Annotated in this window: 14 protein-coding genes and 1 pseudogene; 9 read left to right on the top strand and 6 right to left on the bottom strand. The window is 63.9% G+C overall.

Going from position 1 to position 24,997, the window contains the following annotated elements; translation table 11 throughout:
• Positions 1 to 55 precede the first annotated feature (55 nt).
• From AB3L03_RS25480 to AB3L03_RS25465, 4 genes are all read right to left on the bottom strand, one after another.
• Positions 56 to 1,591 (bottom strand): SpoVR family protein, encoded by a 1,536-nt coding sequence (locus tag AB3L03_RS25480; protein ID WP_368507187.1) that lies wholly within the window; start codon positions 1,589 to 1,591, stop codon positions 56 to 58.
• Positions 1,588 to 2,865, bottom strand: a complete 1,278-nt coding sequence (locus AB3L03_RS25475) for a YeaH/YhbH family protein (RefSeq protein ID WP_247475656.1) — start codon at positions 2,863 to 2,865, stop codon at positions 1,588 to 1,590. The genes AB3L03_RS25480 and AB3L03_RS25475 overlap by 4 nt, the downstream gene beginning before the upstream one ends.
• Positions 2,866 to 2,884: 19 nt before the next feature.
• The gene (locus AB3L03_RS25470; protein ID WP_018454065.1) at positions 2,885 to 4,828 is read right to left on the bottom strand and encodes a PrkA family serine protein kinase; all 1,944 of its coding nucleotides are present in this window, start codon (positions 4,826 to 4,828) and stop codon (positions 2,885 to 2,887) included.
• Positions 4,829 to 5,127: 299 nt separating this feature from the next.
• Complete coding sequence (locus tag AB3L03_RS25465) at positions 5,128 to 5,778, bottom strand: hypothetical protein (protein ID WP_085351899.1); 651 nt, start codon at positions 5,776 to 5,778, stop codon at positions 5,128 to 5,130.
• Positions 5,779 to 6,086: 308 nt separating this feature from the next.
• On the opposite strand from AB3L03_RS25465, the gene AB3L03_RS25460 reads away from it, so the two are divergent.
• From AB3L03_RS25460 to AB3L03_RS25435, 6 genes and pseudogenes are all read left to right on the top strand, one after another.
• Positions 6,087 to 8,936 (top strand): bifunctional transaldolase/phosoglucose isomerase, encoded by a 2,850-nt coding sequence (locus AB3L03_RS25460; protein ID WP_018454063.1) that lies wholly within the window; start codon positions 6,087 to 6,089, stop codon positions 8,934 to 8,936.
• A gap of 13 nt (positions 8,937 to 8,949) precedes the next feature.
• Positions 8,950 to 9,948 carry a phosphogluconate dehydrogenase (NAD(+)-dependent, decarboxylating) gene (gene gnd, locus AB3L03_RS25455; protein WP_018454062.1) on the top strand — a complete coding sequence of 333 codons (999 nt, stop codon included), beginning with the start codon at positions 8,950 to 8,952 and terminating at the stop codon, positions 9,946 to 9,948.
• A 28-nt stretch (positions 9,949 to 9,976) separates the two neighbouring features.
• Positions 9,977 to 11,488 carry a glucose-6-phosphate dehydrogenase gene (gene zwf / locus AB3L03_RS25450; protein ID WP_368507186.1) on the top strand — a complete coding sequence of 504 codons (1,512 nt, stop codon included), beginning with the start codon at positions 9,977 to 9,979 and terminating at the stop codon, positions 11,486 to 11,488.
• Positions 11,485 to 12,238: pseudogene (pgl, locus tag AB3L03_RS25445) on the top strand (6-phosphogluconolactonase). Before zwf ends, pgl begins: the two are co-directional and overlap by 4 nt.
• On the top strand, positions 12,225 to 12,755 hold the full coding sequence (locus AB3L03_RS25440; RefSeq protein ID WP_026232661.1) for a gluconokinase: 531 nt from the start codon (positions 12,225 to 12,227) through the stop codon (positions 12,753 to 12,755). Before pgl ends, AB3L03_RS25440 begins: the two are co-directional and overlap by 14 nt.
• 34 nt (positions 12,756 to 12,789) lie before the next feature.
• A complete protein-coding gene (locus AB3L03_RS25435) occupies positions 12,790 to 13,602 on the top strand; it encodes an HAD family hydrolase (protein WP_204512129.1) in 813 nt (270 codons plus the stop codon).
• Between the two features lies 1 nt (position 13,603).
• Here the strand turns inward: AB3L03_RS25435 and AB3L03_RS25430 are convergent, their stop codons facing one another.
• Together AB3L03_RS25430 and malQ are read right to left on the bottom strand one after the other, a co-directional pair.
• A complete protein-coding gene (locus tag AB3L03_RS25430) occupies positions 13,604 to 15,406 on the bottom strand; it encodes a glycoside hydrolase family 15 protein (RefSeq protein WP_085395696.1) in 1,803 nt (600 codons plus the stop codon).
• A gap of 42 nt (positions 15,407 to 15,448) precedes the next feature.
• Positions 15,449 to 17,410 (bottom strand): 4-alpha-glucanotransferase, encoded by a 1,962-nt coding sequence (gene malQ / locus AB3L03_RS25425; RefSeq protein WP_368507185.1) that lies wholly within the window; start codon positions 17,408 to 17,410, stop codon positions 15,449 to 15,451.
• A gap of 204 nt (positions 17,411 to 17,614) precedes the next feature.
• Here malQ and AB3L03_RS25420 point away from each other — a divergent pair, with 204 nt between their 5' ends.
• From AB3L03_RS25420 to glgB, 3 genes are read left to right on the top strand one after another with little or no spacing between them, the layout of a single operon-like run.
• A complete protein-coding gene (locus AB3L03_RS25420; RefSeq protein ID WP_247295027.1) occupies positions 17,615 to 19,561 on the top strand; it encodes a maltotransferase domain-containing protein in 1,947 nt (648 codons plus the stop codon).
• Between the two features lie 11 nt (positions 19,562 to 19,572).
• A complete protein-coding gene (gene treS / locus AB3L03_RS25415; protein ID WP_085351909.1) occupies positions 19,573 to 22,866 on the top strand; it encodes a maltose alpha-D-glucosyltransferase in 3,294 nt (1,097 codons plus the stop codon).
• A complete protein-coding gene (gene glgB, locus AB3L03_RS25410) occupies positions 22,859 to 24,997 on the top strand; it encodes a 1,4-alpha-glucan branching protein GlgB (protein WP_018454055.1) in 2,139 nt (712 codons plus the stop codon). The genes treS and glgB overlap by 8 nt, the downstream gene beginning before the upstream one ends.

Raw genomic sequence — 24,997 nt, 5'->3', positions numbered from 1 at the left:
GGGCGAGGGCGCATCAACGCGCATCTCGCCGTATTGCTCCGCATAGTCAGCAGCGTCAGGCCACCGCCGAGATCGGGCGCGGGCTCACGACATATTCGCGCAGCACCTTGTCACTGGCGTCGACCTCGATCAGTGCGACGTCGTAGGTCCAGAGATCGGCTAGATGCTGGAGCACGCGCTTGGCGTCGGTCTCGTTGAGCTGCGCGCCCTTGATGACATGGTGATGCAGGATCAGCCGCCGGTCGCCGGAGAGATCGACGTCGACCACCTCGATATTCGCGTCGATGTAGCCGACATCGTGCTGCCGTGCCAGCTCGCGCCGGACACGGCGGAAGCCCCGCTCGTCGTGAATGGCGTCGACCCGGATGCCGGCGCGTTCCTCGGGGTCATCATGCAGGTGGAACATGCGGAGGTGCCGCATCAGCTTCGGACTCAGGAACTGGGCGATGAAACTCTCGTCGCGGTAGTTGGCCCAGACGTCGCGCAGCACGCCCATCACGTCGTTCTTGCCGGCGATGTCCGGGAACCATTCGCGGTCCTCGTCTTCCGGCCTGGTGACGATGCGCTCGATGTCCTGCATCATGGCGAAGCCGAGCGCATAGGGATTAAAGCCGGAAAAGCGCTGGTCATCGAATTCGGGCTGGAACACGACATTGGTGTGCGACTGCAGGAATTCGAGGAAATTGCCGTCGCTTGTGCGGCCCTGCTGATGCAGCTTGGTCATGATGCGATAGTGGACGTAGGTCGCCGTCCCCTCGTTCATCACCTTGGTCTGGCTCTGCGGATAGAAATATTGCGCGATGTGGCGGACGATGCGCAACAGCTCGCGCTGCCAGGGCGCCAGCCGCGGCGCGCTCTTCTCGAGGAAATACAGCAGGTTCTCCTGCGGCAGGCCGAGCAGCTTGCGGCGGCGTTCGATGCTGAGCGCGGACCGGGTCTTGCTCTTTCCCGCCGGCACGGTGCGCCAGAGGTCGTTGAAGACCTCCTCCTCGTGCTGGCGGCGGCGCCCTGCCCGCTTCTCTTCGGCGCGGAGGTCGAGCTTCTTCTTGCCGGGATAGCGGTCGATCCCATGCGACATCAACGCATGCGCGGCATCGAGGGTGCGCTCGACCTCCACGCGGCCGTAGCGATCCTCGCATTGCATGACGTAGTTCTTGGCGAAATCCAGATAGTCCAGGATGCCATCGGCGTCGGTCCACTGCTTGAACAGATAGTTGTTCTTGAAGAAGTGATTGTGGCCGAAGGCGGCGTGCGCGATCACCAGGGTCTGCATCGTCGCCGTGTTCTCTTCCATCAGGTAGGAGATGCAGGGCGAGGAGTTGATCACGATCTCATAGGCGAGGCCCATGAGGCCCTTGCGGTATGAGGCCTCGTGATACGCAAAGTGCTTTCCGAACGACCAGTGCTTGTAGAACAGCGGCATGCCGACCGACGAATAGGCGTCCAGCATCTGCTCCGCGGTAATGACTTCGATCTGGTTCGGATAGACGTCGAGCCCGAGATCTTTCGTCGCCACCTCCTCGCAGGCATCCGTGATGCGCTGCAAGGTGTGAAAATCCCAATCGGCGCCTTCGAACAAGCGTTCCGTCATGGAGCGGCTTTCTCCTGGGCAGTGTCGCGGCGCTGAAACAGATCGTGGAACACCGGAAAAATTTCGCTGCGCTCGCTGACCTTGCGCATCGAGAGCGGTGCGCCACTGTTGCGCAAGCGCTCGTAGAGGGTCCAGAGCGAGGAGTCGGACAGATCGAAGGCGCTGCCGCCGGACTCGCCGACCTCGAGATAGGCGAAGAACTGGCAGACCGGCAGGATTTTGTCGGTCAGCAGCATGCCCGCGAGCTCGCCGTCGGAATAGGAATTGTCGCCGTCGGAAGCTTGCGCAGCGTAGATATTCCAGTCCGACGGGCTGAAGCGTTCGCGCACGATCTCGTGCATGGCCTGCAGCGCGCTGGAGACCAGCGTGCCGCCGGAAGCCGGGCCATAGAAGAAGGTCTGCTCGTCCACCTCCTCGGCGCGATCGGTGTGGCGGATGAAGACGATGTCGACATGCTTGTAGCGGCGCTTCAGAAATACGTAGAGCAGCATGTAGAAGCGCTTGGCGAGATCCTTCATGTGCTCGGACATCGAGCCCGACACGTCCATCAGGCAGAACATCACAGCCTGGGCAACGGGCTTTGGCACCGTCTCGAAGCGGCGGTAGCGGATGTCGAGCGGATCGATGAAGGGAATGCGCTTGGACTTCGCCTTCAGTTTTTCGAGCTGGGCCAGCAGCAGCAGACGCTCGTCCTCGTCTGCGGAGGCGGCGATGGCGGATTCCAGCTCCTCGATCTCCTCCTTGCTGGGCCGCTTGAGCGCGATACGGCGCGCCATTGCGCGCCGAACCGTCCGGCTCACCGAGATGTTGGATGGCGAGCCCGACGTGGTGTAGCCGGCGCGCTGGATGCCCTCGCTCTCGGTCTGCGCGATCTTGCGCTTGGCGAGATCAGGAAGTTCGAGGTCATCGAGGAAGAGATCGACGAATTCGTCGCGGCTGAGCACGAAGCGGAAGGCGTCCTCGCTGTCGCCTTCGCCCGGACCGGAATCCTTGGCACTGCCCTGGCCGGAGCGCTGGAGGTAGTCGCCCTCGATGAACTTCTTGTTTCCGGGCAACACCATGTCGCGCGTTCCGCCGTCGCGGCGGAAACGCGGCTCGTGCATGCCGTCGAGCGGAATGGTGACCTCGCCACCCTCCAGGACGTCCTTGATGTCGCGTTCCTGCGAGGTCTTCTTGACGGCGCCCTGCACCAGGGATTTGGCCCGACGCAAGAACCGCTGCCGGTTCTCGAGACTCTTGCCGCCTGGATTCAGGCGCCTGTCAATAATGTGAATCGGCACTTTTCCATCCGCCTCAACCGGCCTGCTTCACGCGCATGTACCATTCGACGAGCCGGCGAACCTGACGCTCGGTGTAGCCGCGCTCCACCATGCGTGCGACGAACTCGCCGTGCTTCTTCTCCGTCTCGCCGTCCTTCTTCGACCCGAAGGAGATGACCGGAAGCAGGTCCTCAACCTGGGAGAATATCCGCTTTTCGATCACATCGCGAATCTTCTCGTAGGAGATCCAGGTCGGATTCTTGCCGCCGTTCTGGGCGCGCGACCGTAACGAGAATTTGACCACCTCGTTGCGGAAATCCTTCGGGTTGGCGATGCCCGCCGGCTTCTCGATTTTGGTCAGCTCCTGGTTCAAAAGCTCACGATCCAGCAGCTGGCCGGTGTCGGCGTCCTTGAAATCCTGGTCCTCGATCCAGGCATCGGCGTAGTCGACGTAGCGGTCGAACAGGTTCTGGCCGTAATCCGAGTAGGATTCGAGATAAGCCTTCTGGATCTCGTTGCCGATGAACTCGGCATAACGCGGCGCAAGGTCGGCCTTGATGAATTCGAGGTAGCGCTTCTCGACTTCCTCGGGCAGTTGCTCGCGCTTGATCGATTGCTCCAGCGCGTACATCAGATGCACGGCGTCGGCGGCGACTTCCTGCGGATCGTGGTTGAAGGTCGCAGCCAGGATCTTGAAGGCAAAGCGGGTGGAAACACCGTCCATGCCCTCGTCGACGCCGGCGGCATCGCGATATTCCTGGACGCTGCGCGCCTTCGGATCGGTCTCCTTCAGGCTCTCACCGTCGTAAACCCTCATCTTGGCGTAGATCGTGGAATTTTCGTGCTTGCGCAGGCGCGACATCACCGAGAACCGCGCCAACGTTTCCAGCGTCGCGGGCGCGCAAGGCGCGGCCGCGAGCTCGGAGCCCTGGATCAGCTTCTCGTAGATCTTCTGCTCCTCCGTGATCCGCAGGCAGTACGGCACCTTGATCACGCAGATGCGGTCGATGAAGGCCTCGTTGTTCTTGTTGGCCTTGAAGCTCGACCACTCGGCTTCATTGGAGTGCGCGAGGATGACGCCGGTGAACGGGATCGCGCCGATGTTCTCGGTGCCGATATAGTTGCCTTCCTGCGTCGCGGTGAGCAGCGGGTGCAGCATCTTGATCGGCGCCTTGAACATCTCGACGAATTCGAGCACGCCCTGGTTGGCGCGGTTGAGGCCGCCGGAATAGCTGTAGGCGTCGGGATCGTTCTGCGCGTAGGTTTCGAGCTTGCGGATGTCGACCTTGCCGACCAGCGAGGAGATGTCCTGGTTGTTCTCGTCACCCGGCTCGGTCTTGGCGATCCCGATCTGGCGCAGCCGCGACGGCTGGATCTTTGCAACCCGAAACTGGGAAATGTCGCCGCCGAAGGCTTCCAGCCGCTTGTAGCACCACGGGCTCATCAGGCCGGTGAGACGGCGGCGCGGAATGCCGTATTTCTCTTCCAGCATCGGGCCGAGCTGATCCGGATCGAACAGGCTGAGCGGGCTTTCGAACACGGGCGAGAGCTCGTCGCCGGCCTTGAGCACGTAGATCGGATGCACTTCCATCAGCGACTTGAGCCGCTCAGCGAGCGAGGATTTGCCGCCGCCGACCGGACCGAGCAGATACAGGATCTGCTTGCGCTCTTCGAGGCCCTGCGCCGCGTGACGGAAGAAACCGACGATGCGCTCGATGGTTTCTTCCATGCCGTAGAAACCGGCGAAGGCCGGATAGGTACGGATCGTGCGGTTCAAAAAAATACGGCCAAGGCGTGGGTCCTTGGCCGTGTCAATCGTCTGGGGCTCACCGATCGCTGCTAGCAGTCGTTCGGCCGCGTTTGCGTATTTCATGGGATCGCTTCGACACGATTCCAGATATTCCGCCATCGACATGTCGTGTTGGCTTCTCGCCTCGAACGACTTAGCGAAAGCGTTGAATAGAGAATCGTTGTACATGATCCCTCTCCGCGTGAGTTCCGCTACACAATTGAACGAAAGCAGCGACCGGACCGTTCCTTAGCGCCACTCTCAGATCAGCGTGAGCACATGACGATCATTCGACACCCGGGCGCCTTCTCGGCGCAACGCACAACGTAGGCACAGGGTGAGTTACGAACAGGCACCTGCCTGATATTTGAGCAGATCTTTGTCTATATTGGCTCATTTCCAGAAAATGTCACTCGCTCGCAACATCCGGGCATTACCGGGGATGCGTTCATCCGGCGCCGCATCATAGCCGTCTGCGAACGGCGATCTTATGACGCTTGTGCGGCGAAGCCTTGCGTGGCGCGTTCATCTTCCTGCTGCAATGCGGTGCGTGGACCGCCGGCGGCGTGACAGTCGCGGCAAACGCGCAGCAGTGTATCAAAATCGGTCGCCAGGCCCTCCGACCGGATGACGATGCGATCGTCCGTCACACCGCGGGCCAAGCCGCGGATGCTGCAGAGCTGCCTCTGCAAGGCCGGCGTCGGCGTCAGCACGATCACCTTGCGCCCGCGGCGTTCTTCAGCCGAAATCTCCGCGATCGAGTCCCACAGCAGAAATTCATTGCCGATGCGAAGGTCGCGAATGCCATAGGGGGTGACGATCACCACCGATGCCCGCTCGGCGGGGAGCATCCAGATCAGCCGGCCGGTCATCGCGGCGAACGCCACCACGCCGGCATAGCCGACCGTCGTGTCGTAATCGCCAAAAGCGTTCCACCAGCCCAAGGCGAGCGTTGCGCTGAGCAGCGTCATGGCGAAACCCGCAACGATCAGCAACCGCAGTTGGGTCGTACATGGGCCGATTTCGAGATCGTGGGACGCATCGACGCATCCGGTCGACGTGACCGACTGGGGGCTGTCTGTGACAGCGAGCGCCAGACGGTCATGATGTGCTTGCATGCTTTCCCCCAGCATGGCCATTCGCGACCGAGCCACGATGCATCAGGCGGACCGGAATCCGCTGATGAGTACTCCACGCAGCCGCTGGCGGCGAGGCGAGGCAGCTGGCGTTACACAACAAGGGCCTAGCCGATTCCTCACGGCCAACGACCTTTTACGCAACTCGGCTCCCTCTACGCGGATCGCCATGATCGCGACGGAGTTACACTGGAGGATATGACGCCCATACCCTTGATTGGTTCCCTCAAGGAAGCATGTAAGCTAGAGGATAGCGCGTCAGGACCGGCGCGGAAACCCCTCGCCCGCAGGCTTGGAGATAAATTAGCATCATGAATCCCGTCAAAGAGCTGGAAAAGCACGGACAAGCCGTCTGGCTGGACTTCCTGGCCCGCGGCTTCATCGCCAAGGGCGACCTGAAGCGGCTGATCGACACCGACGGCGTCAAAGGCGTCACCTCCAACCCCTCGATCTTCGAGAAAGCGATCGGCAGCTCGGACGAGTACGACGCGCCGATCGGCAAGGCATTGAAGCGCGGCGATCGGTCGGTCGCCGATCTGTTCGAGGCCGTCGCGGTCGAGGACATCCAGAACGCCGCCGACGTGCTGCGCCCGGTCTACGACCGCCTCAAGGGCGGCGACGGCTATGTCAGCCTGGAAGTCTCGCCCTATCTGGCGATGGACACGGGTGAAACGGTCACAGAGGCGCGGCGGCTCTGGAAGGACGTCAACCGCAAGAACCTGATGGTGAAGGTGCCGGCAACGCCGGAGGGCCTGCCGGCGATCGAGACCCTCATCGGCGACGGCATCAGCATCAACATCACGCTGCTGTTCTCCAGGGACGTCTATCTGCAGGTTGCCGAGGCCTATCTCGCCGGTCTGGAGACATACGTCGCAGGTGGCGGCGATCCCTCGCACGTGGCGAGCGTGGCGAGCTTTTTCGTCAGCCGCATCGACTCGGTGGTCGACAAGCAGCTCGACGAGAAGATTGCCCGCGCCAACGACCCGAGCGAGAAGGAACGGCTCGCCGCGCTGAAGGGCAAGGTCGCGATCGCCAATGCGAAGGTCGCCTACCAGGATTACAAGCGCCTGTTCTCAGGTCCGCGCTGGGACAAGCTCGCGGCCAAGGGCGCCAAGCCGCAGCGCATGCTGTGGGCCTCGACCGGCACCAAGAACAAGGACTACAGCGACGTCCTCTATGTCGAGGAATTGATCGGTCCCGACACCATCAACACCGTGCCGCCGGCGACATTGGATGCGTTCCGCGACCACGGCACGCCGCGGGACAGCCTGGAAGAGAATGTCGACGACGCCAGGCGCGTGCTGGAAGAACTGGAGCGCTCCGGCGTCTCGCTCGATGCTATCACCGAGGAACTCGTCAAGGACGGCGTCAAGCAGTTCGCCGACGCCGCCGACAAGCTCTATGGCGCTGTCGCCCACAAGCGCGCCACCGTGCTCGGGCCTGCGATCGACCGCCAGCTTCTCTCGCTCGGCGACGGCCTCGGCAAGGCCGTGGCCAAGAGCACCGAGGAATGGCGCGCGTCGGCAAAGATCCGCAGGCTGTGGCAACGGGACAAATCGGTCTGGACCGGCACCGACGAGGACAAATGGCTCGGCTGGCTCGACAGCGCCGCCAAGGCCGACGTCGCCGATTATGAGGATTATGCCAGCCGCGTGAAAGGCCAGAAATTCTCCGACGCCGTCGTGCTCGGCATGGGCGGGTCAAGCCTCGGGCCGGAGGTGCTGGCCGAGACCTTCGGCAAGAAGCCCGGGTTCCCGAAGCTGCACGTGCTGGATTCCACCGATCCGGCGCAGGTGCGGGCAATGGAGGCCAGGATCGACATCGCCAACACCGTGTTCATCGTCTCCAGCAAGTCCGGCGGCACCACCGAACCGAATGCGATGAAGGATTATTTCCACCAGCGCGTCGCGCAGGCGGTCGGACCGAAGGTCAAGACCGGCCATCGCTTCATTGCGGTCACTGATCCCGGATCGTCGCTGGAGACGGCGGCGAAGACGCTAAGCTATGCGCGCATCTTCCACGGCGAGCCCTCCATCGGCGGACGCTACTCGGTGCTCTCGCCATTCGGCCTGGTGCCGGCGGCAACCGCGGGCGTCGATATCAAGACCTTCATCAAGCACGCGCTTGCGATGGCCCGCTCCTGCGGACCGGACGTGCCGCCGGCCGAGAACCCCGGCGTGCAGCTCGGCCTTGCCATGGGCCATGCAGCGCTCGAAGGCCGCGACAAGGTGACGATCCTGTCGTCGAAGAAGATTGCCGATTTCGGCGCCTGGGCCGAGCAGCTCATCGCGGAATCGACCGGCAAGGACGGCAAGGGCCTGATCCCGATCGACGGCGAGCCGCTGGGCGAGCCGGCGGTCTACGGCAATGACCGGCTCTTCATCGACATCCGTATCGAGGGCGAAGCGGACGCCGCCCATGACTCGCAGCTTGCTGCGATCGAAGCGGCCGGCCATCCCGTCGTGCGCATCGTGATGAAGTCGATCGACCATCTCGGCCAGGAGTTTTTCCGCTTCGAGATGGCAACGGCGGTCGCGGGCAGCATCCTCGGCATCAACCCGTTCGACCAGCCGGACGTGGAAGCGGCCAAGATCAAGACCCGAGAGCTCACCGCCTCGTTCGAAAAGACCGGCGCGCTGCCGGCCGAGCAGCCGGTGGTCAGCACCACCGAGGCCGATCTCTACACCGACGAGACCAATGCCGCAGCCCTGCGCGCTGCCGGCGCCAACGGCGACCTCACCTCCTGGCTGAAGGCGCATCTGTCGCGCTCCAATCATGGCGACTATGTCGCCCTGCTCGGCTACATCGCCCGCGACAAGGCGACGATCGACGCGCTCCAGGCCATGCGGCTCGAGGTGCGCGAGAAACGACACGTTGCGACCTGCGCCGAGTTCGGCCCCCGCTTCCTGCACTCGACGGGGCAAGCCTACAAAGGCGGGCCGGACAGCGGTGTGTTCCTCCAGATCACCGCCGACGATGCCAGGGACCTGCCGGTGCCGGGCCAGAAGGCCAGCTTCGGCGTCATCAAGGCCGCGCAGGCGCGCGGCGACTTCGACGTGCTTACCGAGCGCGGCCGGCGCGCGCTGCGGGTCCACTTGAAGGGCGGGCTCAAGAAGGGCCTCGCGGCGCTCAATGCGGCGCTCAACGAGGCACTGAACTAAGGGAATTCTTCAAATGCAACTCGGCATGATCGGCCTCGGCCGGATGGGCGGCAATATCGTTCGCCGACTGATGCGCCAGGGACATTCGACCGTGGTCTACGACAAGGACGCCAAGGCCGTCGCCGGCCTTGCGGCAGACGGCGCGGTCGGCTCGGCGACGCTCGAAGAGTTCATTGCGAAACTGGAGCGGCCGCGCACGGCCTGGGTGATGCTGCCGGCCGGCCACATCACCGAGACCACGATCGACACGATCGCGGGCGCGATGCAGGAAGGCGACGTCATCATCGACGGCGGCAACACGTTCTGGCAGGACGACGTCCGCCGCGGCAAGGCGCTGAAGGAGCGCGGCATCCACTATGTCGACGTCGGCACCTCCGGCGGCGTCTGGGGCCTCGACCGCGGCTATTGCATGATGATCGGCGGCGAGAAACAGGTGGTCGATCGGCTCGATCCGATCTTCGCCGCGCTCGCGCCCGGCGCCGGCGACATTCCGCGCACGGAGGGACGTGAGGGGCGCGATCCCCGCATCGAGCAGGGCTACATCCATGCCGGCCCCGTCGGCGCCGGTCATTTCGTCAAGATGATCCACAACGGTATCGAATACGGCCTGATGCAGGCCTACGCCGAAGGTTTTGACATCCTCAAGAACGCCAACATCGAGGCCTTGCCGGCGGATCATCGTTACGATTTCGATCTCGCCGATATCGCCGAGGTGTGGCGGCGTGGCAGCGTGATCCCGTCGTGGCTGCTCGACCTTACCTCGACCGCGCTCGCGGATAGCCCTGCACTGGCGGAGTATTCGGGTTTCGTGGAGGATTCCGGCGAAGGACGCTGGACCGTGAACGCGGCGATCGACGAGGCCGTGCCGGCCGAAGTCCTGACCGCGGCGCTGTTCGCACGTTTCCGTTCCCGCAAGGAACACACTTTCGCCGAGAAAATTCTCTCAGCGATGCGAGCCGGCTTCGGCGGCCACAAGGAGCCGAAGCAGCCGGCCGCTTCGAAGCCGAAATAGCAATTAGCAGAGCGAAGGCCAGTAGTTCGTGACAAAAGACCCGCAAGCCAAGCGCAAGCCGGAAAATTGCGCCTTCGTCATCTTTGGTGTCACCGGCGACCTCACCCATCGGCTGGTGATGCCATCGCTCTACAATCTGGCGGCCGAGCATCTGTTACCCGAAAAGTTCTGCGTGGTCGGCGTCGCCCGCCGGGGCCAGTCGGACAACGAGCTGCGCGACAGCCTATTGAAGGGCTTGCGCCAGTTCGCGACCCGGCCGGTGGACGATGACATTGCCAAGAAGCTGCTGGAATGCGTGACCTTCGTCGAAGCCGACGCAAAGGATCCGCCATCCTTTGATCGCCTGCGTGAGCATCTGGATTCCCTGGAATGCGCGCAGGATACCGGCGGCAACCGGCTGTTCTATCTCGCGACCCCGCCGGCTGCGTTCGCGCCGACCGCGCGCGAGCTCGGCCGCACCGGCATGATGAAGGAGAACGGGGCGTGGCGGCGCCTGGTGATCGAAAAGCCGTTCGGCACCGACCTCGCCTCGGCGCGCGCGCTGAATGGCGAGCTGCTGAAGATCATGGACGAGCACCAGATCTACCGGATCGATCACTATCTCGGCAAGGAGACGGTGCAGAACATCCTGGTGCTGCGCTTTGCCAACGGCATGTTCGAGCCGATCTGGAATCGCAACCATATCGATCACATCCAGATCACGGTGGAGGAAAAGCTCGGCGTCGGCCATCGCGGCGGCTTCTACGACGCCACCGGCGCGCTACGCGACATGGTGCCGAACCACCTGTTCCAGCTGATGTCGCTGGTCGCGATGGAGCCGCCGGCGCGTTTCGACGCCCATTCCGTGCGCTCCGAGAAGGCCGAGATTCTGACCTCGATTCAGCGCCCGAGCGAAGAGGAAGCGCTGAAGAGCTCGGTGCGCGCCCAATATCTCGCAGGGCGCATCGGCGACGATGAGATCCCGGACTATCGCAAGACCGAGGACGTCAAACCCGGCAGCACTACCGAGACCTATGTCGCGCTGAAGCTGATGATCGACAATTGGCGCTGGGCCGGCGTGCCGTTCTATTTGCGCACCGGCAAGGCGCTCGGCCACAAGCGCACCGAAGTCGCGATCAAGTTCAAGCAGGCGCCGCTGTCGATGTTCTCAGGCACGGCTGTCGATCGTCTCTCTCAGAACTTCCTCACGATCGGCATCGCACCGACCGAGACCATCGAGCTCCAGTTCAACGCCAAGATCCCGGGGCCGAGCGTCACCATCGACGGCGTCGAGATGAAGTTCCGCTATGGCGACTATTTCCGGGCCGATCCCTCGACCGGCTACGAGACGCTGATCTACGACTGTATGATCGGCGACAACATCCTGTTCCAGCGTGCCGACGGCATCGAAGCCGGATGGGAGGCGGTGCAGCCGTTCCTTGACGCCTGGAAGAACGCGGGCAGCAACGGCATCGAGACCTATCAAGCCGGCAGCGACGGCCCCGCCTGCACCGATGAATTGCTCCGCCGCGACGGCCGAAGCTGGCGTAAATTTTCGTGACGGCGACGGCCGGACAGCCGAAGCTGATCGTCGAGGCCGACGCCGAGGCTCTCGCGCGGACCGCGGCCGGACGGGTGATGGCGCGAATCGCGGCCAATCCTGGGCGCATTGCGATCTGCCTGACCGGCGGCTCCAGCCCAAAGAGGCTCTACCAGCTGCTGGGCAGCGAGGCTTGGCGCGAAAAAAATCCCGTGGGAGCGCGTGCACTGGTTCATCGGTGACGAGCGCTTCGTGCCCGAAAGCGATCCCCTCAACAACATGGCGGTCGCGCGCGCGACCTTTCTCGATCGCAACGCGCCCTCCGGCCATGTTCACCCGATCCCGACGACGGCTGACGACCCTGATCAGAGCGCCGAGGCCTATGCGCGCGAGTTGCAGGCTTTCTACGGCGCGGAAAGCCTGGATCCGGCACGGCCGCTGTTCGACATGGTCTTGATGGGCGCGGGGCCGGACGGCCACACGGCTTCGCTCTTCCCGGGCTACCCCGCGATCGAGGAGATGGGACGCTGGGTGGTCGGCGTCCCCAAGGCCAATGTTGCCCCCTTCGTGCCGCGGGTCTCGCTCACCCTGCCCGCGCTGGCGTCCTGCCGCGAAATGCTGTTCGAGATAGCGGGGCACGACAAGCAGCCGATCTTGACGCGCCTGCTCAATGGCGAGACTCTGCCGGTTGTACGCGCGCGCTCGAATGGCGAGACCGTCTGGCTGGTCGACCAGGCCGCGCTTCCGGAGGGAATTCGTGGCGGGCGTTGAAGCACCTTGTGCATTGATCGTGATGGGCGTGTCGGGCTCGGGCAAGAGCACGGTTGCAAAAGCGCTCGGCGAGCGCCTCGGCTGGCGTTTCGAGGACGGCGACAGCTTTCATCCCGCCAGCAATGTCGAGAAGATGCGGGCCGGCCATCCCCTCACCGACGAGGACCGCTGGCCCTGGCTCAACGCCATTGCCGACGAGATCGCGAGGGTCTGTGACAAGGGCGAGCACGTCATCATCGCCTGCTCGGCGCTGAAGCATACCTATCGGGACGTGCTCCTGCGCGGACGCGACGACGTCCGCTTCATCTTCCTGAGGGGCACGAAGGAGCTGATCGCCGCACGCCTGGCGCAACGCAAGGGGCACTTTATGCCGCCCGGCCTGCTGACGAGCCAGTTCAACACGCTGGAGCCGCCGGAGGCTGGCGAGCACGTGATCACAGTCTCGATCGACGAATCCGTGGAAGCGATCGTGGACGGCGCGGTGCGGCAGTTGAAACTGGGCGGCGCGAAACGCTGAGGCCAAACACCCAAGAAACACCCAAGGGACCGTCATGACAAAAATCTCGCTCGTCGTCTCCGACGTCGACGGTACGCTGCTGACCAAGGACAAGACGCTGACCGACCGCGCGAGGTCCGCGGTTCAGCGTCTGCACCGGGCCGGCATCGGCTTCACGATTACGTCGAGCCGCCCCGCGATCGGCATGCGTTTCCTGATCGAACCGCTGGCGCTCTGGCTGCCGGTCGGCCCGTTCAACGGCTCCTCGATCGTCGACCCCGAGATGAATCCGGTCGAACAGCATCTCGTCCCCGCCGCGGCGGCCGAGCGAAGCTTGCAAATTCTGCGGGACTTCGGCGCCGACATCTGGCTGTTCACCACCGACAAATGGCTGATCGACAAGCCTGATGGCCAATACGTGGCACATGAGCAGCACACCATCCGCTCCGACCCGACCATCGTGACGGATTTCTCGCCGTATCTCGCGAGCGCCTGCAAGATCGTCGGGGCCAGCGCCGATGCAGCCGGCCTCGAAGCTTGCGAGAAGGCGATGCAGAAGGCGCTCGGCAGCGAGGCGATGGCGGTGCGCTCGCAGACCTATTACCTCGACATCACCCCGCCCGGCTTCGACAAGGGCACATTCGTGCAAGCCATGGCCAAGCGCCTCGGCATTTCAACGGACGCGGTCGCCACCATCGGCGACATGCAGAACGACCTCGCGATGTTTCGCGTCAGCGGCGTTTCGATCGCAATGGGCAATGCGGCCGACAACGTCAAGGACCAGGCGACCCACGTCACCGCGACCAACGAGCAGGACGGTTTTGCGGAAGCGATGGAGATGATTTTGAAGCGGAACGAGGTCACCTAGGTCACTGCTTCGACCGCTGCATCGCGGGCTTCTTGCTGCCCTGCCTTGCGGCCGACAGGTTATGCGCGGTGTTGACCAGCGCGATATGAGTCAGCGCCTGCGGGAAATTGCCGGTCTGACGCCTGGCGCCTGAATCATATTCCTCGGCCAGCAGTCCCACATCATTCGCGACACCGACCACGCGATCGAACAACGCTTGCGCCTTGTCGAGATCGCCCGCCAGTACATGGGCATCTGCCAGCCACAGGCTGCAGGCGAGGAAGGCGCCCTCGATCGGCTGCTTCTCCTCGGACACTTCGCGCGGATCGTGCCGCAGCACAAAGCCGTCAGGCATCATGTGCTTTTCCATCGCCGCGATGGTGCCGCGAATGCGCGGATCCGACGCTTCCAGGAAGCCAACGGACGGCAGCAGCAGCACGCTGGCATCGAGCAGCTTCGAGCCGTAGGACTCCACGAAGGCATTCTCCTCCGCGTCGAAGCCCCGGTTGCAGACGTCGCGATGAATGGCGTCGCGCAAGGTGCGCCAGTGCAGCAGCGGCGCCTTGAAGCCGAAGGTCTCGGCGCTCTTGATGCCGCGGTCGAAGGCGACCCAGGTCATCACCTTGGAGAAGACATAGTGCTTCGGCTGTCCGCGCCGCTCCCAGATGCCGTGATCGGGCTGGTCCCAGACTTCGGCGAGATGCTTGAGCACGGCGCATTCCAGCGCCCAGCTCTCGTCGTCGAGCTTGAGCTTGGCCATCCGCGATTGGTGGAAGGCGTCGATCAGTTCGCCGTAGACGTCGAGCTGGAGCTGCGCATGCGCGGCATTGCCGACGCGCACCGGCTGTGCGCCCTCGTAGCCATCGAGCCAACCGGCCTCCCATTCCAGCAGCCGCCGCTGGCCCCAGATGCCGTACATGATCTGCATGTTCGCCGGTGAGCCTGCCGCCGCACGCAACAGCCAATTGTGCCAGGCCGAGGCTTCCTCGGTGTAACCCGAGTTCATCAGCGCCAGCAGCGTGAAGGTGGCATCGCGCAGCCAGCAGAAGCGGTAGTCCCAATTCCTGGCGCCGCCGAGCTTCTCCGGCAACGAGGTGGTCGGCGCCGCGACGATGCCGCCGGTCGGAGCGAAGGTCAGCGCCTTGAGTGTGATCAGCGAGCGCACGATCAGGTCGCGATAGTCGCCATCGCGATTGCAGTGGCTGCACCAGTCCTGCCAGAATTTCTCGGTCTCCTTGAGTGCGACCTCCGGATCGATTGGCGCGGGCGGCTCGAGATGCGAGGGGCCGTAGGTCAGCACGAATGGCACGGTCTCGCCGGCCTTCACCTCGAAATCGGAAACCGTGGTCAGATCCTCGCCTCGGGTCTTGGCCGGTGTCCGCAGCACGGTCATGTCCTGCCCGGCGACCGCCAGCAGGGAATGGTCGATCCGCCGCACCCACGGGATGTCGACGCCGAAGCCGAAGCGGATGACGAGCTCCATCCGCATCTTCACCTTGCCGCTGACACCGCGGACCAGCCGCACGATGTCGGAGGCCTTGCCGCGCGGCGGCATGAAGTCGATCAGCGCAACGGTGCCGCCGTCAGTCTCAAAGCGCGTTTCGAGGATGAGGGTGTCGCCGAGATAGCGGCGCGACGTCGCGGTGACGTCCTCGCTCGGCGCGATCAGCCAGCGGCCGTTCTTGTGCGTGCCGAGGAGCGCTGCAAAGCAGGCATCGGAATCGAAGGCCGGCCAGCACAGCCAGTCGATCGAGCCGTTGCGGCCGACCAGCGCCGCGGTCTCGCAGTCGCCGATCAGCGCATAATCTTCAATCCTCTGAGACAATGTCGTGCGAGCCTCGAAAACGACGTCCGGAGACCCCGGCGATCAACGCCCGCCGGGTAACGAGCGTTCCCGTGTCGCGGCCTTCAAGGCTGCGACATCGACCTTCGAAACGATCTTGTCGAGCGTCACAGGCAGGCGCTGGCGCCAGTTCGGATGCTCGTCAATCGTACCGGGAATGTTGGGCTGGTCGATCACGCCGAGCAGATCCTCCAGCGACACCGCAAGCAGCCGCGACGGCGTGCGCGACAGGAAGGCGAGCACCGAATAGACATCATTGGCACGGATGCCGTTGGCACGCAGGATCTCGTCGAGCAGGCCGAGCGCATCCCAGCGGGCCTGATCGTTCTCGCCCGGATCGAGCCCGAGCGAGCGCTTCATCCTGAGATCGCTGAAAGAGCGCCAGCCGGCATAGGTCGACAGATCATGCGTGTTCAACGTCACCAGCGCGTTGGGCCGGTAGTGATCGACGGGCCGGAAGTGACCGGCATCGTCGCGCTCGAACATCATGACGAGGTAGGACCAGATGCCGAAATCCTGCATGGTCTCGCGAAAACCTTCCGGCACCGTGCCGAGGTCCTCGCCGATCACAATGCACTTATGGGCCGCGCTCTCCCGCGCCACGGTCGCCAGCAGCGCCTCGAACGGCATCTGCACATAGGCGCCGTTGTCGGGCTTGAAGCCGCGCGGCACCAGATAAAGCCGCTTCAAGCCGAGCACGTGATCGAGACGGATGGCTCCGGAATGGCGCATCGAAGCCGCGAGCATATCGGCGAATGGCACGAAGGATTGCGCCTCCAGGCCGCCGGCATTGAAGCCGGCCAAGCCCCAATCCTGGCCAATGGTATTGAGCACGTCCGGCGGCGCGCCGACGGCGAGATGACGGGAGATCGCCCCCTGTTCGTTCCAAGCATCGAAGCCGTTCGACTGCACGCCGACGGCAACGTCAAGATAGAGCCCGACCCGCATGCCGAGCTGGCCGGCCAGCTCCTTGGCCGCATGCAACTGGCTATCGGCGGTCCATTGCACGAATTCGACGAACTCGACCTCGTGCTTGTCCGGGCCGTTGCGCAGCTCGGCGCATTTCGTCTCATCCAGCTGTTGCCATTCCTGCGGCCATTCCCACCACGGCGCCGCAAAGCGATGGCGTAGCACCTCGAAGCAGGCAAAACGGGACAACAGCGGCGCGCGAGCCGCCCGGAAGGCGTCGAACTGGTTGCGGCGGACGCCGCTCGCGGTTTTCACGAAGCTGTCGAAGGCGGCACGCAAGGCCAACCATTTCAAGGCCGCCATGTCCGGATAGGGCACACGATCACCGTCGCGGAGCCGCGCGGCGGTCGCGGCCGCATCGGGGACGAGGTCGGGGGAAAATTCCGGGATCGCCTCGACGTCGATATAGAGCGGATTGAGAAACAGCCGGCTGTTCGGCGAATAGGGGCTGCAATCGGCCGGATGGTCATCGAACAACACATGCAGGGGATTGAGCCCGACGCCGTCGGCGCCCAACTGCTTCGCGAGCCGGACCAGACCGGCGAGGTCGGTGAAATCGCCGATGCCCCAATTGCGGTCCGAGCGGACGCTGTAGAGCTGCACGGCAAGCAGCCAGCCCCGGTCGAAATCGCCGCCGAAGGCCCGCTCCGGCGCCACGATCATCGGCACCTCTTCCGTCACGCCTCCGGCATCCGTCAGCGTCAGCCGGTGATAGCCGAGCGGCAGGCCGGCCGGCCAGGCAATCACGGGCTCGCGCGTCTCACCTTGCGCGATCAAATTGCCGTTGCCGGTCATCTTCCATTTGAGCGGCGGCGCACCGATCGTCACCAATTCGGTGCGCGGATGGCCCAAGGCGCGTACCACCACAGGCCCGCTGACGAAGCGGTAAACCCGTTTTTCCGGCAAGGCGTCGAGGATGGATTTGAGGGCCACGGGATCGGTGACCCGCAGCTTTCCGAGGGCATCGACGAATTCGGATTGAACGCCCTTGATCCGGGCTTGAGCTAAAAGATCCATTCGGCACGCAGCTTGCAGGCCATTTTGTGGCCGGGGGCATCGATTTTAACGAGGTCGCGGAAGAGGTTAGTCAGGGTTAACTCGCGAGCCGCGCCTGCCGTTCCCCAGGGAACCAATGACACACAAGCGGCTTTCTATAGTGGTATCAAGCGTAGGTTCCCGGCAAGGGAAACGGGCTCCTGCTTTCTTGTCAATGGCATCACCGTGAACAAGACAATTCAAACTGTCGAGAGTGCCGCAGCCGGCAGCACTTTCCTCATCGAGGACGTCTATCCCCTGATCGACGGCGGGCGCTTCCCCGTGAAGCGGATCGCGCGCGAACCGGTCGAGGTCTGGGCCGACATCTACCGGGACGGCGACGCCGTGATCGGCGCAGCGCTGATCTGGCGACAGGAGCAGGACCGCGAATGGCAGAGCGAGCCGATGATCCCTCACGGCAATGACCGCTGGTCCGGCGCGTTCACACCCGTCGAGCCCGGCAAATATGTCTATGCGATCGAAGCCTGGACCGACGAATTCGCCACCTGGTCGCACGCGGTCGCGCGCAAGCAGCGCTCCGGTGCCGACGTCACGCTCGATGCGATCGAGGGCGCCGGCCTTTTGACCAAGGCGCATGGCGCGCAGCAGGACGCCGCCGCCGTCATCGTCAGGCGATGCGAGGACTATCTTCAGACCGGCGACGTTGCCCCGCTGCTGGCAACCGAGCTCGGCGCAGCCATGGCCGAGAGCCAGTTGCGGCCTGATCTCACGCGCTCGGCGCTATTCCCACTGTTCGTCGACCGCGACAAGGCACGCTTCGGCGCCTGGTATCAGATGATGCCGCGCAGCCAGAGCGTGGTGCCAGGACAGCATGGCACGCTCCGCGACTGCATCGCGCGCGTGCCCGACATCGCCGCGATGGGCTTTGACGTGCTGTACTTCACGCCGATCCATCCCATTGGCCGCACCCGGCGCAAGGGCCGCAACAACATGCCGGTGGCGGGCGACGGCGATCCCGGCTCGCCTTATGCGATCGGCGCCATCGAGGGCGGGCACGACGCGCTGCACCCCGAACTCGGCACGATCGAGGATTTTCGCGCGCTGGTCGCGACCTGCCTGGAATACGGCCTCGAACTCGCGCTCGACTTCGCCGTGCAATGCTCGCCGGACCACCCGTGGCTGACGCAGCATCCGGAATGGTTCAAATGGCGCCCGGATCGGTCGGTGCGGACGGCTGACGGGCCCTATTCCGATATCGTCATCCCCGATTTCGCGTCCGTCGACCGGGCTGGACTGTGGAACGCGTTTCGCGACGCCATGCTGTTCTGGATCGACCACGGCGTCACCATCTTCGCCATCGACAATCACGACACCGCGCCGCTCGCCTTCTGGGAGTGGCTGATCCGTGACATCCGCCGCCGGCATCCCGAGGTGATCCTGTTTTCCAAGACGTTCGCGCGCCCGAAGCTGATGAAGGGCCTCGCCAAGCTCGGCTTTGCGCAATCGTTCAGCTATTTCCCCTGGCGCACGGCGAAGTGGGAGCTGGAGCAATATCTCGGCGAGCTGACGCGCTATCCCGAACGTGACTTCTATCGGCCGAACCTGTTCGTGAATACGCCCGATCTTTTGCCCTATCATCTCCAGGGCGGCGAGACATGGGCGTTCAAATCGCGCGTCGCGCTGGCGGCGACGCTGTCCGGCAATTACGGCGTCTACAGCGGGTTCGAGCTGCTGGAGCACGACGCGATCCCCGGCCGCGAGGAATATCTCAACTCCGAGAAATACCAGATCAAGCAGCGCGACTGGAACAAGCCCGGCCACATCAAGGCCTACATCACGGAGATCAATCGCATCCGCAACGAGAATGCTGCGCTTCAGCAGACGGCGAACCTGCGCTTCCTCGGCATCGAAGACGGCGAGACGATCGCCTTCGTCAAGGAAGCGACCGACCCGGCCAACATCGTCGTGGCCGTGGTTGCGCTCTCGTGCCACGTGCGCGAATTCTGGTTGCCGCTCGGCGACGTCACGGTTGACGCCGGCGGGCAGCGACACCATGTGTCGGCACTCGAAAACCTCCTCACCGGCGAACAGGCCCGCATCGAATGGGGCGGGATCAGGTTGCGTATCGATCCCGAGCGCGATCCGGCGCTGCTGTTCCGCTGCCTGGCGTAAGGGCGCACGCCATGAACGTATTGTCTTCCGTCGACACCAAGAAAGCCGAGGCTGCCGAGATCGTGGACGAGCTCTGGTACAAGGACGCCATTATCTATCAGCTTCACGTCAAGGCGTTTGCCGATAGCAACAATGACGGCATCGGCGACTTCGCCGGGCTGACCGAGAAGCTGCCCTATCTCCAGGAGCTCGGCGTCACCGCGCTCTGGCTGCTGCCGTTCTATCCCTCGCCCGGCCGCGACGACGGCTACGACATCGCCGACTACGGTTCGGTCAATCCCGATTTCGGGACGATGAAGGATTTCAAGCGCTTCATCCAGGAGGCCCAGAAGCGAGGCTTGCGCGTCATCACCGAGCTCGTCGTCAACCACACCTCGGACCAGCACAATTGGTTCAAGCGTGCTCGCCGCAGCCCGGCAGGCTCGAGCGCCCGCAACTGGTATGTCTGGAGCGACACCGACCAGAAATACCAGGGCACCCGTATCATCTTCACCGACACGGAGAAGTCGAACTGGACCTGGGATCACGAGGCCGGCGCGTTCTACTGGCACCGCTTCTTCTCGCACCAGCCGGATCTCAATTTCGACAATCCGCGCGTCGTCAGCGCGCTGATCCAGGTGATGAAGCGCTGGCTGGACGCCGGCGTCGACGGCTTCCGTCTGGACGCCATTCCCTATCTCTGCGAGCGCGAAGGTACCTCGAACGAGAACCTCCCCGAGACGCATGCCATCATCAAGCGGCTCCGCCACGAGCTGGATTCCTACTCCAAGGGCAAGCTGCTGCTGGCCGAGGCCAATCAATGGCCGGAGGACGTGCAGGAATATTTCGGCCGCGGCGACGAGTGCCACATGGCCTATCACTTCCCGCTGATGCCGCGCATCTACATGGCGATCGCGCAGGAGGACCGTTTCCCGATCACCGACATTCTGCGCCAGACGCCGGATATTCCGGCGAGCTGCCAATGGGCGCTGTTCCTGCGCAACCATGACGAGCTGACGCTGGAGATGGTGACCGACGTCGAGCGCGACTATCTGTGGACCACCTACGCCAACGATCCGCGCGCCCGCATCAATGTCGGCATCCGCCGGCGCCTCGCGCCGCTGATGGACAACGACCGGCGCAAGATCGAGCTGATGAACTCGCTGCTGCTGTCCTTCCCCGGCACGCCGATCATCTACTACGGCGACGAGATCGGGATGGGCGACAACATCTATCTCGGCGACCGCAACGGCGTGCGCACGCCGATGCAGTGGAGCCCGGACCGCAACGGCGGCTTCTCGCGCTGCGACCCGGCCCGCCTCTACGCGCCGCTGATCATGGATCCGGTCTACGGCTATGAATCGGTGAACGTGGAGGCGCAGTCGCGCAGCCTGTCCTCGCTGCTCAGCGCGACCAAGCGTCTGATCTCGGTGCGCAAATCGACGCTCGCCTTCGGCCGCGGCACCATGACCTTCATCCGCCCGGCCAACCGCGCCGTGCTGGCCTATGTCCGGCAGTACCGCGACGAGGTGATCCTCTGCGTCGCCAATCTGTCGCGCGCGGCCCAGGCGACCGAGCTCGATCTGTCGCCCTGGAAGGACCGCATCCCGCAGGAGATGCTCGGCCGCACGCGTTTTCCGGCGATCGGCGAACTGCCCTACATGGTCACGCTGGGGCCCTATGGCTTCTACTGGTTCCAGCTCACCGAGCGCGACAAGTCCGAGCCGGTGACGCCGCGCGCAGTGCCCGAATTCGAGACGCTGGTGGTGCCGGTGAACTCGACCTGGGTGTCGCTGGCGCGCGAGCGCGGCGTGTTCGAGCACGAGGTGCTGCCGGGATTCCTGTCGCGCACGCGCTGGTATCCGGAGCACAATCCCAAGCACATCAAGCCGACGCTGACCTCGGCGGTGCCGTTCTGCGACATCGGCGACAACAGGCCCTGGATCGCGTTCTTCGAGGCGGCGCAGGGCGACGTCACCACGCGCTACGTGCTGCCGATGCAGATCGAATGGGTGCGCTTCGACCGCGAACGCTTCAATCCCAGGGCGCTCGCCGCCGTGCGTCAGGGGGCCCGCGAAGGGACGCTGCTGGACGTGGCAACCGAGCAGATCTTCATCGGCCTGTTCCTGCGCAATCTGTCGCAGAACCTGGTGGTGGAAGAAAACAATCTGCGGCTGGAGTTCAAGGCGACCAGCCGGTTTGCCGAGTACACCATCAAGGAGCCCGAACGCATCCGCACGATCGAGCAGTCGAACAGCACCGCGCTGGTCGACAACCAGTATGTCGCCAAGATCTATCGTCAGCTCGAAGCCGGCATCAATCCCGAGATCGAGATCGGCTCCTACCTCACCGAGATCGCCCGCTTTGCCAATACGCCGGCACTGCTCGGCAGCGTCGAGCTGGTCGAAGACGACCGTCGCAGCGCAGTCGGCGTGCTGCACGCCTATGTCGAGAACCAGGGCGACGGCTGGGGCGTCACCGCGGGCTATCTCGACCGCTATATCGACGAGCAACGGGTGCTGCCACCGGGCGAGATGCCCCGCGAGACCCAGGAGCAAGCGCCCTATCTGCACTTCATTACGCAGATCGGCCGACGGCTCGCCGAGCTGCATGTGGCTCTGGCCGCTGCAAAGCCCGGAGATCTCGCGCCGGAGCCCATTGGCTCCGCACACGTCAAGCGCTGGTCATCCGAGCTCGAGACACGGGCCGAGCGGGTTTTCGAGCGGCTGGCCGCCAGCACCGACCGCCTGCGGGAGGTGGACCGACCGCTGATCAATCAGCTCGCCGCGGAGCGCGCGACCCTGTCCGGCCGGCTCAACGCGCTCTTACCTTCCGAGCTCGGCGGGTTGAACATCCGTCATCATGGCGATTTCCGCCTCGGGCAAACTCTGATTGTGAAGGACGATATCTTCATCATCGACTTCGACGGAGATCCGCGTTTGCCGCTGGCCGACAAGCGGCGCAAGCTGCCTGCGGCGCGTGACGTTGCCGGCCTGATCCGCTCGATTGATCTTTCGGTTAACGCGGCGCTTCACCGCGCGCTCACGGGCGCCTCCGACGAACAGGGCCGTCTCACGGCTGCGCTCGACGAATGGCGCGAGCGCACCACCGCGACGTTCCTCACCGCCTACCGCGAAGCCATGACCGATCGGCGGCTGTGGCCGGAAGATCCGCAATCTGCGGCTGGCCTGTTAAGGTTTTTCCTGCTTGATCAAGCGTTCGAGGAAGTAGAGTACGAGCTGTCCCACCGGCCTGAGGGGCTCCATGCGCCGCTGTCCGGACTGCTTCGCATTCTGTCCAGTATCGAGAGCGAAGCCCATGCCTAAACTCCCTGCCGAGGCCTATGCGATCATCGAGGGTCGCCACTCCGATCCGTTCCACTATCTCGGGCTGCATCCCGAGGGCGACAAGAGCGTGGTGCGCGCGTTTCTTCCCGATGCTTCCAACGTCGAGGCGGTGGGCGAGCACGGCGAGGTGGCGAAGCTCGATCGCGTCCATGATGCCGGCCTGTTCATCGGCGCTCTGCCGAACGGCGCGAAGCACTACCAGCTCCGCGCGAAGTTCGGCGACAACGTCATCGAATTCGAGGACACCTATCGCTTTCCGCCGATCCTGACCGATTTCGACCTCTATCTGCTCGGCGAAGGCACCCACCAGCGCCTTTACGACAAGCTCGGCGCGCATCCGATGCGGCTCGAAGGCATCGATGGCATCGGCTTCGTGGTGCTGGCGCCCAACGCCCGGCGTGTCTCCGTCGTCGGCGACTTCAATTTCTGGGACGGACGGCGCCATCCGATGCGGGTGCGCGGCGCGGGTTATTGGGAATTGTTCATCCCGCACGCCAAGGCCGGCGACCACTACAAGTTCGAAATTATCGGACCGCACGGCCATCTGCTTCCGCTGAAATCCGATCCGATGGCCTTTGCAAGCGAGGTGCGCCCGAAGACCGCTTCCATCGTGTTCGACGAAGCGCATCTGCCGCGGCCGCGACCGGCGCCCGACGGCATCAACGCGTTGTCCGCGCCGATGTCGATCTACGAGGTCCATCTCGGCTCATGGCGGCGCAAGAACGGCAATGAATGGCTGACCTATCGCGAGCTGGCCGAGCAGCTGCCGGCCTACGCCCGCGACATGGGCTTCACCCATCTCGAATTCCTCCCCGTCAGCGAGCATCCTTTCGACGGCTCGTGGGGCTATCAGCCGACCGGGCTGTATGCGCCGACCAGCCGCTTCGGCACGCCGGAGGATTTTGCCGCGCTGGTCGATGCCTGCCACCGCGAGGGCGTCGGCGTGCTGCTCGACTGGGTGCCCGGCCACTTCCCGGACGATCCGCACGGGCTCGGCAGCTTCGACGGCACAGCGCTGTACGAACACGCCAATCCGCTCCAGGGCCGGCATCTCGATTGGGGCACGCTGATCTACAATTACGGCCGCACCGAAGTGACGAACTTCCTGGTCTCGAACGCGCTGTTCTGGCTCGAGCGCTACGCGATCGACGGACTGCGAGTCGATGCCGTCGCATCCATGCTCTACCTCGACTACAGCCGTCCGCCCGGGGCGTGGATTCCGAACCAGCATGGCGGCCGGGAGAACATCGAGGCGATCGCATTCCTGCGCCGCTTCAACACCGAGCTGTTCGCGCGTTTCCCGCAGGCGACCACGGCCGCCGAAGAGTCCACCGCCTGGCCGCAGGTCTCGCGCCCGGTCGAATTCGGAGGGCTCGGCTTCGGCTACAAGTGGAATATGGGCTGGATGCACGACACGCTGAACTACATCAGCAAGGACCCGATCCACCGCAAGCATCATCACGGCGACATCCTGTTCGGCCTGCACTACGCCTTCTCGGAGAACTTCGTCCTGCCGCTGTCGCACGACGAAGTCGTGCACGGCAAGCGCTCTATCCTCGGGCGCATGCCCGGCGACGAATGGCAGCGCTTCGCGAATTTGCGCGCCTATTACAGCTTCATGTTCGGCCATCCCGGCAAGAAGCTGCTGTTCATGGGCGCCGAGATCGCGCAAAGCCGAGAATGGAATCACGACCAATCGCTCGACTGGCACTTGCTCGAGTACAAGCCCCATTCAGGCATCCAGGCGTTGATCCGCGATCTCAACCGGCTCTATCGCGCGGTGCCCGCCCTGCACCAGATGGACTGCGAGCAGGCCGGCTTCGAATGGCTGATCACCGACGACGCCAACCGCAACGTGTTCGCCTGGCTGCGCAAGGGATTTGACGAGCACGCCCGGTGCATGGTGATCGTCAACTTCTCACCCAATGTCTATCGCAATTACCGCGTTCGCGCGCCGTTCGGTGGCAAGTGGAAGGAAGTGTTCAACTCGGACTCCGCTCATTACGGCGGCAGCAATGTCGGCAACATCGGCGAAGTCCACGCCGTCAATGGCGAGCTCCGCCTCACCATTCCGCCGCTCGCCGCGATCTTCCTCGTTCCGGAAAGCTGA

The sequence above is a fragment of the Bradyrhizobium lupini genome, assembly GCF_040939785.1.
Taxonomy (GTDB): Bacteria; Pseudomonadota; Alphaproteobacteria; order Rhizobiales; family Xanthobacteraceae; genus Bradyrhizobium; species Bradyrhizobium canariense_D.
This window is presented reverse-complemented; position numbering and strand designations above follow the sequence as displayed.